The organism is Duganella sp. 1411, assembly GCF_017833525.1.
Taxonomy (GTDB): domain Bacteria; phylum Pseudomonadota; class Gammaproteobacteria; order Burkholderiales; family Burkholderiaceae_D; genus Rugamonas.
Window position 1 is genome coordinate 2069278 of the sequence record NZ_JAFICD010000001.1, and the last position, 13111, is coordinate 2082388.

The window sequence follows — 13111 nt, forward strand, 5'->3', positions numbered from 1 at the left end:
CCATCTTTCGTCGAATAAGTGACAAAATAATGTCTCAGCCTCCCCTCCCCGGCCGCAGCAGCGACCACCGCGACTACCAGCGCGTGCCGCGGGTGGTCACCGCCATGGCGCGCGACGCCGGGCATGGCGTGTCGGCCGCGCCGCACAGCCACGAACGCGCGCAACTGCTGTACGCCACCGAAGGCCTGATGCGCGTGCAGACCGAATCCGGCGTGTGGATACTGCCGCCGCGGCGCGCGCTGATGATACCGCCGGGCGTGGTGCACCACTGGACTTCTATCGGCAAGGTGACGATGCGCACCATCTACGTCGAAGCCGGCGCGGCGACCGCGTTCGGCGCGGATTGCCGGGTGATCGAAGTAAGTCCGCTGCTGCGCGAGCTGATACTGGCGCTATTGACCGAGCCGGTGGAGTATCCGCTGCCGGGGCGCGGCGGGCATCTGGCGATGCTGATTTTGTCGGAGCTGGCGGCGGCGCAGACGGTGCCGATGGCGATCCCTTGGCCGCGCGACCGCCGCCTGCTGGCGGTCTGCTCGGCCATCGTCGATGATCCGGGCCGCGCGCGCACGATCGAGGACTGGGCCGCCGACGTCGGCGCCAGCGCGCGCACCTTGATACGCTTGTTCCCGAAGGAGACCGGCCTGCATTACCGGCAGTGGGTACAGCAGGTGCACCTGGCCGAGGCGTTCGGCCGGCTGGCGCGCGGACAGGGCGTGGGCGAGATCGCGGCGGCGCTGGGCTACGCCAGCCCCAGCGCGTTCAGCGCCATGTTCCGCCGCATCCTGGGCCAAACGCCGCAGCACTACCTGTCCGAATGGCGCGCCCCGCTGCAGCCGGGGTGACGGCTACTTCACCTGCTTGAGTACCTCGAGCACGGCCTGCACCACGGCTTCCGGCTTGTCGGCCTGGATCACGTGGCCGGCGCCGGGCACCACGCGCTGCGTGCCGCGCGTGGACAGCGCGGCGATGTCTTTTTGGATGGCGAAGTTCTCGTCCTCGAACGCCTTGTTCAAAGCGCTCTGCGGCTTGCCCGGCTGCGCGTATGGGCTGACGCCGCGTGTGAGCACCACCAGCGGCAGATCGCCGAATGGGCGGCGGCGCTTGCGCAGTTGCTCGTCGCTGACCTTGATGGCGTCCCACTCGGCGACATTGGCGCGCCAATAGGCCGGCGTGATGGTCGACTTCAGCACCACCGCGCCCAACGCCGGACCGTACACTTTCGCCGGATCGCCGGCGCAGTTCATCTGGTCCTCGCTGCCAGGCTTGATGCCCTTGGTGGCGGCGGCCAGGCAGTATTTATTCTGTTCCGCGACCATGCCATAGATCTTGGTGAGCATGCCCTGGCTGGCCTTGTCCAGGCGCGTGGTCTCGTCCTCGTGCTCCGCTTCGACCAGCACCAGCCCTTTGACTTCGTCGGGATAGCGGTAGGCGTACACCTGCACGTTGGCACCGCCGAGCGAATTGCCGACCAGGACATACGGCGGCTTGACGCCGGCGCCGGCCAGCAGCTTGTGCAAATCCTCGGCCACGCTCTCCGACGTGTTGGGCTGCTTGGCCGGATCGCTGAATCCGAGGCCGGCGCGGTCGTACACGCAGGCGCGCGTGTGCTTGGCCACCTCGGGCTGCACCCGATGCCAGTTCCAGCCGGCGTCGCCGGACGGCGCGTCGAAAATCACCGTGGTCGCACCCTGGCCGCTGCAGTAGATATTCATTTTGCGCCCGCCGACATCGATCAGCTGATGTGGCGTGGCGAAGGCGCTGCCGGCGGCAAACGCGGAAGAAGTCATACCTGCGGTCAGCGCCAACAGCGCAAGGCCGGACAAAGTTTTAGTCATCGATGCGATCCCTGATCAAGTGATTCAAAGTGATTCGAAAAACGGCGGCGCCACCAGCGCTGTCCGGAAAAGATGGATAATACAACATGATGTTGATAAAAAAGGAAGATCGATGCAGAAGTTAATCGCGGAGCTGCGCAGGCTATATTTGTCCAACGACCGGCGCTACGACGACGCGGCACTGGAGCGGCATCTGCGCGGCGAGCACACCATGCGTGTCGATCTGGCCGGCGACGATGGCTTGGCGCGGGCGCTGGTGATCGATTTCCGCCGCCTGCCCGACGACGGCCACTGGGCCCAATTGTGCGAGACCGCCAACGCGCTGCAAACGGAGCTGGGCCTGCCGGCGCCGGCGGTAAGCGTGTCGGGCGGCGACAGCTACGGCCTGTGGCTGTCGCTGGAAACGCCGGTTCCGGTGGCGCGGCTGCGACAGCTGAAAGCCTTGCTGCATAAGGCCTACTTCGCGCAGCAGGACATCGACCTGGATACCACGTCGGTCGAACTGCCACCGTGCCTGCATCAGGCCAGTGGCCTGTGGGCGGCGTTCATCAATCCGGGCATGGGTGCGTCGTTCGCCGACGATCTGGGTCTGGAGATGACGCCGCCTGTCGGCGCGCAAACGTCGTTTCTGGAGGGGCTGCGCGGCATCAGCGAAAAGGAGTTGGCGCACGCGCTCGAGGTGCTGGGGAATTGCCTTGGCGCCGGCGCCGACACGCCGCCGACATTGGCACCGGCGCCGGCGGGAAAGGCGGCGCCGGCGGGCTTGCTGCTGAAGGACGCCACCATCGAGGACATCGTCCGGCATCTGCATGAACGGAATATCGAACCGACCTTCCGCTTTCTCAAATAAGAGATCGAACCCGGCGTGCGGTCCCCGACATGCACACCACGCCGCTCAGGGGTCGTACCCCGCACGGGGAACGACCCCGCGTGGAGGTGCGGGTCCGAACCTAGCGCACCGCCAGCGACACGCTTGGCGGGAACTGCGGCGCGCGCCGGTGCAGCGTGGCCTGCTCGTACGAGTAAGCCATGCGGATCAGCGCCGCGTCGCTGAAGGCGGCGCCGACGAACGACAGCCCGACCGGCAAGCCGTGCACGTACCCGGCCGGCACCGTGATGTGCGGATAGCCGGCCACCGCCGCCGGCGACGAGAAGCTGCCGCTGAAATGGTCGCCGTTGATGAAGTCCGTCAGCCACGCCGGGCCGCCGGTCGGCGCCACCAGCGCGTCCAGCTGGTGTTCGCGCATCACGCGGTCGATGCCCTCGGCGCGCGCGTAGCGGTGGTTGTTGGCCAGCGCCTCGCGGTAGGCCGGCGTCTCCAGCCCGCCCTTTTGCTGCGCGCGCTCCAGATACTCCTGGCCGAAATACGGCAGCTCGCGCTGGCGGTGCTGCTGGTTGAAGGCGATGACGTCGGCCATGTTGGCCACCGACGCGGTGGGCGCGTACTCTTTCAGATACGCGGCCAGGTCGGCCTTGAATTCGTACAGCAGCACCTCGGTCTCGGTGTCGCCGTACTTGTTGACGTTGGGGACCTCGGTGTCGACCAGCACCGCGCCCTGCGCCCGCAGTTCGGCCAGCGCCTTTTCGATGACCGCGTCCAGTTCGTCGTTCTCGCCGAAGAAGTTGCGCGCCACGCCGATGCGCGCGCCTTGCAGCCCGCCCGGGCGCAGCGCCGCCAGGTAGTCGCCGCCCTTGCCTTCCCCTTCCTGCGTGATCGGATCTTTCGGATCGGCGCCCGTCATCGCCGCCAGCATTAGCGCGGCGTCGGCGACGCTGCGCGCCATCGGGCCGGCCGTGTCCTGCGAATGGGCGATCGGGATGATGCCGCTGCGGCTGACCAATCCCAGGGTCGGCTTGATGCCCACCAGCCCGCAGATCGACGCCGGCGAGACGATCGAGCCATCGGTCTCGGTGCCGACGGCCAGCGTGGCCAGGCCGGCGGCGATGGCCGCGCCGGAGCCGGAGCTCGAGCCGCTGCAGTTGCGGTCGAGCGAATACGGGTTCAATGTCAGCCCGCCACGCGCGCTCCAGCCGCTGACCGAATGGGTCGAGCGCATATTGGCCCACTCGCTCAGATTGGTCTTGCCGATGATGACGGCGCCGGCCGCGCGCAGCCGCTCGGCGACGTGGGCGTCGCGCGCGGCGCGCACGTTCGACAGCGCCAGCGAGCCGGCCGTGGTGCTCATGCGGTCGCCGGTGGCGATGTTGTCCTTCAATAGCACCGGTATGCCGTGCAGCGGTCCGCGCACGCGCTTCAGATGGCGCTCGCGGTCCATCTCGAGCGCGATCTTGAGCGCCTCCGGATTGATCTCGATGATGGCGTTGATGCGCGGGCCGGCCTTGTCGATGGTGCGGATGCGCGCCAGATACTGCGACGTCAGCGCGTGCGAGGTCAGCTTGCCGGCCTCCATCATGCGCTGCTGCTCGCGCACCCCGGCGTCGAGGATGCCGCCGGGGTGCTTGCCGGCGGCGGCCGGCGCGGCCTGGGCTTGCGCGCCGCTGGCGCCAACGGCGGCGCCGGCCGCGACGCCGATTCGAACGAACTGCCTGCGATCCATACCGTCCCCGTGAGTGGAAGTCGTGGATGATCCGCTGATCATCAATACGCAAAATTTGTTGCGTCGCATTAATATATCAGCGGGTTGACAGCCTGACTACAAAAATTACTTCTATTTCAGCAATTAATTGCATTTCGCACATTTTAGGGCGTAAAAAAAGCACGCCGGCGTGCGCGGGCGTGCTTTTTAGCCACAAAATCGCCGAAGTTCGGCGCTTCACGACTCAAACGTCGGTCATTAGTTACGAACGATACGCTTGTATTCGTTGGTGCGGGTGTCGATCTCGATCACGTCGTCCTGGCTTACGAACAGTGGCACTTGCACGGTGTGACGCTTCGATTCGATGGCGTTTTCGATCTTGGCTTCCTTCAGGACGTTACCCGAGGTGTTGCCCTTGACCGCAGGCTCCGAGTAGACGATCTGGCGCGCGATGGTGGTCGGCAGTTCGACCGAGATCGCCTTGCCGTCGTAGAACACGGCTTCGCATTCCATGCCGTCTTTCAGGTAGTTCAGCGCGTCGCCCAGGTTCTCTTCTTCGATTTCGTATTGCTCGTAGTCGGCGTCCATGAAGACGTACAGCGGATCGGCGAAGTACGAGTAGGTCACCGGCTTTTTGTCCAGTACGACCACGTCGAACTTGTCGTCGCCGCGGAAGACGTTTTCCAGCGGGCTGTTGGTCAGAAGATTCTTCATCTTCCATTTGTACGTGAAGCCCGTGCGGCTCGAACCGTTGACATCGGAGCGCAGCACGATGAATGGCTTGCCTTCGACCATGATGATATTGCCAACACGAATTTCTTTTGCAGGTTTCATAGGGAGTGTACGTAAAAAGTAGGTTGCGTAAAAATCATCTGTCGCCAGGCCAAAAGCCGTCAGCTCACGGTTGATCCGGTAAAAATGTTCTAGAGATTAACCCGGCATTATACCCTGCTTTTTCGGCGCCGCCTATCTCAAGCTGGCGGCAAAGCGCACCAGGTTGGACGCCAGATCGCCGTTGGCCAACATCTGTTGCCGCCATTGCTCGGCGCGCGCGGCCATTTGCGACATCTCCGCGCGGAAGGCGCGCCACCGGGCCGGCCAATCGCCCTGCCCGTCCGCCGGCGCGGCGTCGTTCCAGGCCAGCGACACCTGCTCCAGCGCCGGCAGCGCGCCGGCGTAGCGTTGCAGGAAGGCGCGCAACTTCTTGTGATGCAGGTTTTCGTCCTGCGGATAAATGTGCCAGACAAACGGCTTGCCGGCCCACTGGGCGCGCACGAAGGAATCCTCGCCGCGCACGAAGTTGAGGTCGCAGGCCCACAGCAGCTTGTCGTAGTCGGGCTGGGGCACGAACGGCAGCACGCGCACCGTCAGCGCGCCGCGCGTGGCCGCCGCGCCGGCCGTCGGCGGGACGCCGAGGAACGCTTGCACCGCGTCCGCGGCGACGCCCTCGGGCACCAGGCAAACCAGCGCCTCGCCGCCCTGCCGCCAGCTGTCGAACAGCGCCGCCACCGGGGCGTGCGGGTAGCAGAACAGCGAGACCCTGGTCGCGGCCAGTTCCGCCTCCGCCACGCCGAGGCCGGCCAGGAAGGCCGTCATCGCCGCCGGGTCCGACTGGAACGCCAGCCGCTCGGCTTCCAGCGCCGCCTCGCGCGGCAGGCCGCCGGTTTTGTCGGTAAAGCCAGGGAAGAAGAAATGCTTGGTCAGCGGCAGGCGCGGATGCGGCGACGTCAGCCGATGGCAGCCCTCGACCCACTCCTCCGCCGTCAAGCCCTCCAGGTTGAACCACACCGGGCGCGTCGCGCACTCGGCCATCGCGGCGATGTAGCCGGGCGGGATGTCGCAGGCGAAGAACTCGATGACGATGTCGGCCACGTCGGCGGCGGTGTAGACGCCGTCCTGGCCGCGCCAGTGGCGCACGGTGACGCCGTCGATCAGTTGGGTATCGGCGTCGGGGGCCACCTGCGGGCACAGGCGCCGAAAGCTGACCAGGTCGTCCACCCACAGCCGCACGTCGAGTCCGTGCTCGCGCCGCAGCTGGCGGGCCAGGCGCCAGCAGATGCCGATGTCGCCATAGTTGTCGACAACACGGCAAAAGAGATCGAGGCTGCGCAAAGTCATGGTGGGAGCGGTTTGAAAATGAGGCTGGATGATACCTGATTACCGCGCGGCGGGAACCAAGAATACCAAAACTTCCCTCGCCGCCGCCAGTCCAAATAACTCCAGCGCCTGCCGCCGTATAACAACCCCGCAGCGCCGACGCCGCTCGAATAACGAGGCCGCGCTGGAACATATATCCATAAGCGAACACCTACAACACGAATCAATAACAAGGAGATGTCATGAACGAGTTTCAACAATATTACGGACAACAAATGATGCCGCAACAAATGGGGCCGATGGGTCAGATGGGACCGATGGGCTCTATGGGCCAAATGGGGCCGATGGGACAGATGGGTTCGATGGGGCCGATGGGTTCGATGGGCGGCCTGGCGCCGATGGGCTTCCTCGGGGGCATGTTCGGCGCGCCGCTGGGCGGACTGATCGGACGCGGCATCGGCGGCCTGTTCGGCAACGCGAAACTGGGCGGCCAGATCGGCCAGATGGCCGGCGGCATCGGCGGCTCCTTCCTGCCGATGGGCGCGGACCCGCTCAGCGCCGCCTACGCGCAACAGGCGCAGCAACAACAGTTGCAGCAACAGTTGCAGCTGCAACAACTGCAACAGCAACAAATGCAGGGCGACCTGTCGCCACAGGGCTGGTTCGGCAACCTGGTTAAGCAGGTGGCGCGTCCGCTGGGCGGCGCCATTGGCGGCGCGTTCGGCCACGCCGGCTTGGGCGGCACCATCGGCGGCATCGCCGGACAACTGGGCGGCATGCTGCCGTTCGGCGCCGACCCCGTGTCGCAAGCCTACGCGCAGCAAGCCCAACAAGAGGCGCAGCTGCAGCAACTGCAGCTGCAAAGCATCATGCAAGGCATGGGGCCGAACTTCAGCTCGACTCCCGGTTCCGGCTGGCTGGGCAACCTGCTGCGCAACCGCCCGTGGAGCAGCTACTACTCGCCGACCATAGGCAACACCGGCATCATGGGCCCGCGCATCGGCAGCCAGCCGATCGGGCAAAGCCCCAACCTGCTGCCCTTCGGCGCCGACCCGGTGGCGCAAGCCTACGCCCAGCAGGAGGCGCAGATGCAGCAATTGCAGCAATTGCAGCAGTTGCAGCAGATGCAGCAGTTGCAAGACCCGCAGGGACTGGCGCCGCAGGGTTGGTTCGGCAACCTGGTCAAGCACGTCGCCCAACCGCTGGGCGGCGCCATTGGCGGGGCGTTCGGCAACGCCGGGCTGGGTAACACCATCGGCGGCATCGCCGGCCAGCTCGGCGGCATGCTGCCGTTCGGCGCCGATCCGATGATGGCCGCGTATGCGCAGCAGGCGGCGCAGCAGGCACAACTGGCCCAGCTGGCCCAGGCCGGCAACGGCGCCATGTACGGCGGCCAGCAAACCATGCACTGACGCCGACCGGCCAAGGCGACGGCGCCGGACGCCGTCTTTGCCCTCCGCCGGCCCCGGCCGCGGAGGGCCCCGCTTTAAGGAGAAACCCATGAGCCAAGCGCCCACAGCGCAGGGCAAGGCCAGGTATTTGGTCCACGCCGCCGACGGCACGCCGCTGACGGACTTTCTGGCGCTGGCCGAGACCGATCCCGAGATCACCGTGGTCGATCTGATCGGCCCGCGCGGACAGGCGCATACGGCCATCTTGGAAATCAGCGCCGAGACCGCGAACCGGCTGGCGCGGCAATTCCGCGATACCAGCCCGCTTCCCCATCAATTGACGATAGAGCCGGACCGCCCGCTGTCGATGTTCGACAACGGCGCGGCGGGCCCGATTTGAAAGGAATCCCCATGCCCAAAAATCCCAACGGCGGCGCACCGATGCCGCCGGAATCCACATCAAGCGGCGGTGAACCGACCGCCGCCGCGTCCGGTGCTGAAGGGCGCGGCGGCCGTGGCGCCGCCACCGGCGGCCCGGCCGCCGGTGGCGGCGCGGCAGGCGGCGCGGCGGGCGGCGCCACGTCGGCGGCCGGCAGCTCCGGCGGCGTTGGCGACGACGCCGCCGGAGCTGCCGTAGCCGCCGCCCCGACGTCCACCGCATCCGGCGCTTCCGGCCCCACCCGCTCCGCCGACGGCAACGCGGCGCGGGCGGCCGACAGCCGTGCCGACAACCTCGGCCGCGCGGTCGGCTCGCGTAAAAAACAATACGTGGTCGCGCCGCGCCAGGTGCCGGAGGGCCTGCAAACGCTGGGCTTCCAGCCGCTGCAGTTCTCGGCGCTGGAGCAGGCGCTGCGCAACAGCGCCGACATCGAGGTGGTCGACACGGTCGGCCCCAAGTCGGTGCTGGGCGCGCTGGCCGATGGCATGGGCGGCAGCCAGGGTGTGCTGGTGGCGCGCATGACAGAACAGAAAGCGGCGCTGCTGCACCAGCAGGGCCAGGGACGACTGCTGGTCGAGCATGACCAGCACCTGTCGCTGATGGAGCCGGCGCTGCGCCAGCCGCAAATGGTCACCGGCGTCATGGCCGGCGGCGGCCCGGTCGTCAACGCCGTCATCAGCGTGATCGGCAAGGACGGCGCGCCGCAGGCCGACGCCGAGGTGTCGCTGTTCGGCGGCCTGATGCCGGCCAGCGGCAAGACCGACGCCAACGGCCAGTGCACCTTGTCGCTGTTCGGCGAAACGCCGGAGTCGGTCACCGGCCTGTACGTCAAGCCCAAGGCCGACCACTGGAGCTTCTACCAGCGCGATCCGGACATCAGCACCGACCAGGCCAACGTGGTGGCGCTGCGCGCGCTGTCGGACTGGCCGGCGCTGGCGGGCTTTCCGCGCCAGCGCGCGCTCGGCTGGGGGCAGAAGGCGATGCGGCTCGACCAGTTGCCCGGCAACTATCGCGGCCAAGGCGTCAAGATCGCCATCATCGATTCCGGCGCGGCCACCACGCATGACAATCTGCACGGCATCAAGGCCGGCTTCGACGTGATCAACAAAAAGACCAACCCCAACGGCTGGGACCAGGACACGATGGGCCATGGCACCCATTGCGCCGGCGTCATCGCGGCGGCCGACATCGCCTCCGGCATCCGCGGCTTCGCGCCCGACGCCGAGGTCCACGCCTGCAAGCTGTTCCCGGGCGGCCAGGTCAGCCAGCTGATCGACGCGCTCGAGTACTGCATCGACAAGCAGATCGACGTCGTCAACCTGAGCCTGGGCGGCGCCGAGGTGTCCGAGGCGCTGGAGCAGCAGATCGTGCGCGCCAAGCGGGCCGGCATCGCTTGCATCGTGGCGGCCGGCAACTCGGGCGGCCCGGTGCAATACCCGGCGTCGTCGCCGAACGTGCTGGCGGTGGCCGCGATCGGCAAGCTCGACGAATTCCCTGCCGACAGCTACCACGCGCAGACGCTCGACGCCAACGTCGACGCCTACGGCTACTTCACCGCCAAGTTCAGCTGCTTCGGGCCGCAGGTGGGCGTGTGCGGACCGGGCGTGGCCATCACCTCCTGTGTGCCGCCGAATAATTTCGCCGCGTGGGACGGCACCTCGATGGCGACGCCGCACATCACCGGCCTGGCGGCGCTGACCCTGGCGCACCACCCGGACTTCCAAACGCCGCAGTACAAGGCGCGCGGCGCCGAGCGCGTCGAACGGCTGTTCCAGATCCTGCGCGCCAGCGCGCGCCGCGTCAGCCTGGGCGACCAGAGCCGCATCGGTTTCGGTTTGCCCGACGCGCTGGTGGCGGTCGGCCTGCAAACACTGTCGGGGCAAACCGCGCAGCCGGCGATGGCGCCGCAAAACGTGATGGGAGGCATGATGTCGCCATTGATGGCCGGGCCGGGCATGGAGCCGTTCGGGCTGGAGCTGGCGCGCGCGCCGTGGGCCATGCCGCGCACGCCGCCGTGGTATCAAATGACGCCGGCGATGCCGCCGCCGTATCCGACGTTCCAGTGGTGACCGGCGCCGCAATGCAAAAAGCCGCAAAGGCGGCTTTTTGCGTTTGCTACTTATCTGGCGTCCCCAGGGGGATTCGAACCCCCGTACTCACCGTGAAAGGGTGATGTCCTAGGCCTCTAGACGATGGGGACAGAAAGCTGTCCGTGTTACCGACCTGAATTACTGCTGAAACTGGAAAGATCCTGGCGTCCCCAGGGGGATTCGAACCCCCGTACTCACCGTGAAAGGGTGATGTCCTAGGCCTCTAGACGATGGGGACTTTTCCAAGGCGCGAATCATAGCAGTCAAATTCGCCGGATGCAATAGCAAACCCTTGTTTTTGCTCGTTTTTCCCGCAAGCTTGGCAGCCCGGCAACAGCCGCGTCCGGCGCGGCGAACGGCGGCGCAAAAACAAAAAAGCCGCACAGGGCGGCTTGATGATCGAATCGAATGCTGGCGTCCCCAGGGGGATTCGAACCCCCGTACTCACCGTGAAAGGGTGATGTCCTAGGCCTCTAGACGATGGGGACATGTCGGTGCTCTCTGCGCTAATGGTGGAGGTAAGCGGGATCGAACCGCTGACCTCTTGCATGCCATGCAAGCGCTCTCCCAGCTGAGCTATACCCCCCGGGCGCAGAAAGTCTTCTGTCGTACTGCTACACATTTACTACTCGTCAGCTTGGCAAGGCTGGCGTCCCCAGGGGGATTCGAACCCCCGTACTCACCGTGAAAGGGTGATGTCCTAGGCCTCTAGACGATGGGGACCTTGGAACTACGGCACTACAATCAACGACCATTTCCGCGCGGTGGTGGAGGTAAGCGGGATCGAACCGCTGACCTCTTGCATGCCATGCAAGCGCTCTCCCAGCTGAGCTATACCCCCCGGGCGCAGAAATAATAAAAGCCGCTTGCGCGACTTTTGTTTTCACTACTTGTATCTATCCAGCGTGAAGCCAAACATCAAACAAATCAGTACAAACAACGTCAACTACAACTCTTCTACTGCTTTACAACTTGGCGTCCCCAGGGGGATTCGAACCCCCGTACTCACCGTGAAAGGGTGATGTCCTAGGCCTCTAGACGATGGGGACTGCGAACAACCAATTTTACCACTTCGTTTCTGCGCACCAGAATGTTTCTTGGTGGAGGTAAGCGGGATCGAACCGCTGACCTCTTGCATGCCATGCAAGCGCTCTCCCAGCTGAGCTATACCCCCGTTGGCGCAGAAACAAGAGTATAGCAAAGAAGCCGCACTATGCAAATACCCTTTTGCAACTTTGCTCTGCTTTTAATGCAAACTCACAGATATTTCGCCACGCGCGCCACAATCGCTTCGCGGCCGAAGATCTGCAACACCGCGTCGATGGCCGGCGTCTGCAACTGGCCGGTGACGATCAGGCGCAGCGGCATGGCGATCTGCGGCATCTTCAAGCCGTTCGCGGCCAGCACTTCCTTGATCATCGCGGCCAGCGACTCCTTGCTCCACTCCACCGTTTTGCAGCGGTCGGCGAACTGCGCCAGCGCCGGCTTGACGGCGTCGGTCAAGTGCTGCGCCAGCAGCGCCGCGTCCGGCTGCGGCGCGCGGTAGAACAGCATCGCCGCGTCGGCCAGTTCGTTGACGGTGTTGACGCGCTCCTTCATCAGCGCCAGCACGGCCGGCAACGGCGGCGCGCCGTCGAACACTGCGCCGGCGGCCAGCATGCGCGGCTTGGCCAGCTCGGCCAGGCGCTCGTTGTCGGCCTGCTTGATATAGTGGTTGTTGAGCCAGTTCAGTTTTTCGATGTTGAACTGGGCGGCCGAGTTCGACAGGTGCGAGCCGTCGAACCAGGCGATCACCTGCTCCATCGAAAACACTTCGTCGTCGCCGTGGCTCCAGCCCAGGCGCGCCAGGTAATTGAGGATCGCTTCCGGCAGATAACCCTGCGCCGGATATTCCATGACGTTGACGGCGTCCTTACGCTTGGACATCTTCTGGCCGTCCGAACCCAGTATCATCGGCAGGTGGCCGTACAGCGGCAGCGGCGCGCCGATCGCGCGCAGGATATTGATCTGGCGCGGCGTGTTGTTGACGTGGTCGTCGCCGCGCAGCACGTGGCTGATCTGCATGTCCCAGTCGTCGACGGCCACGCAGAAGTTATAGGTCGGCGTACCGTCCGGACGGGCGATGACCAGGTCGTCCAGTTCCTTGTTGCCGATGGTGATAGTGCCTTTGACGAAATCGTCCCAGGTCACCTCGCCGTCGAGCGGATTCTTGAAGCGCACCACCGGCTTGCGGCCTTCCGGAATGGCGGGCAGGGTCTTGCCCGGCTCGGGGCGCCAGGTGCCGTCGTAGCGCGGCTTTTCGCCGGCCGCGCGCATACGCTCGCGCATCGCCTCGACTTCCTCGGGCGACGAGTAGCAATGATAGGCGCTGCCGGCGGCCAGCATCTGCGCCACCACCTCGCGGTAGCGGTCCATGCGCTGCATTTGATAGAACGGGCCTTCGTCGTGGCTCAGGCCCAGCCATTCCATGCCCTCGATGATCGCTTGCACGGCCTCGGGGGTGGAGCGCTCCAGGTCGGTGTCCTCGATGCGCAGCACGAAGGTGCCGCCGAAGTGACGGGCGAACGCCCACGAGTACAGCGCCGTGCGGGCGCCGCCAAGGTGGAGGTAGCCGGTCGGGCTGGGAGCGAATCGGGTGCGGACGGGCGTGGTGGGTGTGGTCATCTGAATTGAAAAGCTATCTGGAAAAGGGTTATTTTAACGTGTCGGCCGGGCGGGCAAC

General features: G+C 65.6%; 10 protein-coding genes and 8 tRNA genes. 5 read left to right on the forward strand and 13 right to left on the reverse strand.

The window, feature by feature from the left end; all coding sequences use genetic code 11:
• The first annotated feature begins 29 nt into the window (after nucleotides 1-29).
• Nucleotides 30-842: a helix-turn-helix domain-containing protein gene (locus JOD97_RS08490; RefSeq protein ID WP_209715231.1), complete on the forward strand. Its 813-nt coding sequence runs from the start codon at nucleotides 30-32 to the stop codon at nucleotides 840-842.
• Nucleotides 843-845: 3 nt separating this feature from the next.
• Here JOD97_RS08490 and JOD97_RS08495 read toward each other — a convergent pair whose 3' ends face one another.
• Nucleotides 846-1835, reverse strand: coding sequence for an alpha/beta fold hydrolase (locus tag JOD97_RS08495; RefSeq protein WP_209715234.1), 990 nt, complete (start codon nucleotides 1833-1835; stop codon nucleotides 846-848).
• A 112-nt stretch (nucleotides 1836-1947) separates the two neighbouring features.
• On the opposite strand from JOD97_RS08495, the gene JOD97_RS08500 reads away from it, so the two are divergent.
• Nucleotides 1948-2685: a hypothetical protein gene (locus tag JOD97_RS08500; RefSeq protein ID WP_209715237.1), complete on the forward strand. Its 738-nt coding sequence runs from the start codon at nucleotides 1948-1950 to the stop codon at nucleotides 2683-2685.
• Nucleotides 2686-2785: 100 nt separating this feature from the next.
• On the opposite strand, the gene JOD97_RS08505 is transcribed toward JOD97_RS08500, so the two are convergent.
• The 3 genes from JOD97_RS08505 to earP all read right to left on the reverse strand — a co-directional run bounded on the left by JOD97_RS08505 (nucleotide 2786) and on the right by earP (nucleotide 6490).
• Entirely contained in the window at nucleotides 2786-4393 is a 1608-nt protein-coding gene (locus tag JOD97_RS08505) for an amidase (RefSeq protein ID WP_209715240.1), read from the reverse strand.
• A 237-nt stretch (nucleotides 4394-4630) separates the two neighbouring features.
• On the reverse strand, nucleotides 4631-5206 hold the full coding sequence (locus JOD97_RS08510; protein WP_209715243.1) for an elongation factor P: 576 nt from the start codon (nucleotides 5204-5206) through the stop codon (nucleotides 4631-4633).
• A gap of 132 nt (nucleotides 5207-5338) precedes the next feature.
• Entirely contained in the window at nucleotides 5339-6490 is a 1152-nt protein-coding gene (gene earP / locus JOD97_RS08515; protein ID WP_209715244.1) for an elongation factor P maturation arginine rhamnosyltransferase EarP, read from the reverse strand.
• A gap of 221 nt (nucleotides 6491-6711) precedes the next feature.
• On the opposite strand from earP, the gene JOD97_RS08520 reads away from it, so the two are divergent.
• The 3 genes from JOD97_RS08520 to JOD97_RS33095 all read left to right on the forward strand — a co-directional run bounded on the left by JOD97_RS08520 (nucleotide 6712) and on the right by JOD97_RS33095 (nucleotide 10368).
• On the forward strand, nucleotides 6712-7881 hold the full coding sequence (locus JOD97_RS08520; protein WP_229264234.1) for a hypothetical protein: 1170 nt from the start codon (nucleotides 6712-6714) through the stop codon (nucleotides 7879-7881).
• A gap of 88 nt (nucleotides 7882-7969) precedes the next feature.
• Nucleotides 7970-8260 (forward strand): hypothetical protein, encoded by a 291-nt coding sequence (locus JOD97_RS08525; protein WP_209715247.1) that lies wholly within the window; start codon nucleotides 7970-7972, stop codon nucleotides 8258-8260.
• An 11-nt stretch (nucleotides 8261-8271) separates the two neighbouring features.
• Complete coding sequence (locus tag JOD97_RS33095; protein WP_209715250.1) at nucleotides 8272-10368, forward strand: S8 family serine peptidase; 2097 nt, start codon at nucleotides 8272-8274, stop codon at nucleotides 10366-10368.
• A gap of 55 nt (nucleotides 10369-10423) precedes the next feature.
• Here JOD97_RS33095 and JOD97_RS08535 read toward each other — a convergent pair.
• The 9 genes from JOD97_RS08535 to gltX form a co-directional block, all read right to left on the reverse strand.
• A tRNA-Glu gene (locus JOD97_RS08535) sits at nucleotides 10424-10499 on the reverse strand.
• Between the two features lie 52 nt (nucleotides 10500-10551).
• A tRNA-Glu gene (locus JOD97_RS08540) sits at nucleotides 10552-10627 on the reverse strand.
• Between the two features lie 174 nt (nucleotides 10628-10801).
• Nucleotides 10802-10877, reverse strand: a tRNA-Glu gene (locus JOD97_RS08545).
• 22 nt (nucleotides 10878-10899) lie between these two features.
• Nucleotides 10900-10975 (reverse strand) — tRNA-Ala (locus tag JOD97_RS08550).
• A gap of 61 nt (nucleotides 10976-11036) precedes the next feature.
• Nucleotides 11037-11112, reverse strand: a tRNA-Glu gene (locus JOD97_RS08555).
• Between the two features lie 42 nt (nucleotides 11113-11154).
• Nucleotides 11155-11230: transfer RNA gene (locus JOD97_RS08560), tRNA-Ala, on the reverse strand.
• A gap of 132 nt (nucleotides 11231-11362) precedes the next feature.
• Nucleotides 11363-11438: transfer RNA gene (locus tag JOD97_RS08565), tRNA-Glu, on the reverse strand.
• 49 nt (nucleotides 11439-11487) lie between these two features.
• Nucleotides 11488-11563 (reverse strand) — tRNA-Ala (locus JOD97_RS08570).
• 83 nt (nucleotides 11564-11646) lie between these two features.
• Entirely contained in the window at nucleotides 11647-13053 is a 1407-nt protein-coding gene (gene gltX, locus JOD97_RS08575; protein ID WP_209715253.1) for a glutamate--tRNA ligase, read from the reverse strand.
• Nucleotides 13054-13111 lie beyond the last annotated feature (58 nt).

Excerpts from the sequence above, each read along its gene's own strand:
- JOD97_RS08490 (WP_209715231.1), top strand. The coding sequence starts at position 30 with ATGTCTCAGCCTCCCCTCCCCGGCCGCAGCAGCGACCACCGCGACTAC.
- JOD97_RS08495 (WP_209715234.1), bottom strand. The coding sequence starts at position 1,835 with ATGACTAAAACTTTGTCCGGCCTTGCGCTGTTGGCGCTGACCGCAGGT.
- JOD97_RS08500 (WP_209715237.1), top strand. The coding sequence starts at position 1,948 with ATGCAGAAGTTAATCGCGGAGCTGCGCAGGCTATATTTGTCCAACGAC.
- JOD97_RS08505 (WP_209715240.1), bottom strand. The coding sequence starts at position 4,393 with ATGGATCGCAGGCAGTTCGTTCGAATCGGCGTCGCGGCCGGCGCCGCC.
- JOD97_RS08510 (WP_209715243.1), bottom strand. The coding sequence starts at position 5,206 with ATGAAACCTGCAAAAGAAATTCGTGTTGGCAATATCATCATGGTCGAA.
- earP (WP_209715244.1), bottom strand. The coding sequence starts at position 6,490 with ATGACTTTGCGCAGCCTCGATCTCTTTTGCCGTGTTGTCGACAACTAT.
- JOD97_RS08520 (WP_229264234.1), top strand. The coding sequence starts at position 6,712 with ATGAACGAGTTTCAACAATATTACGGACAACAAATGATGCCGCAACAA.
- JOD97_RS08525 (WP_209715247.1), top strand. The coding sequence starts at position 7,970 with ATGAGCCAAGCGCCCACAGCGCAGGGCAAGGCCAGGTATTTGGTCCAC.
- JOD97_RS33095 (WP_209715250.1), top strand. The coding sequence starts at position 8,272 with ATGCCCAAAAATCCCAACGGCGGCGCACCGATGCCGCCGGAATCCACA.
- gltX (WP_209715253.1), bottom strand. The coding sequence starts at position 13,053 with ATGACCACACCCACCACGCCCGTCCGCACCCGATTCGCTCCCAGCCCG.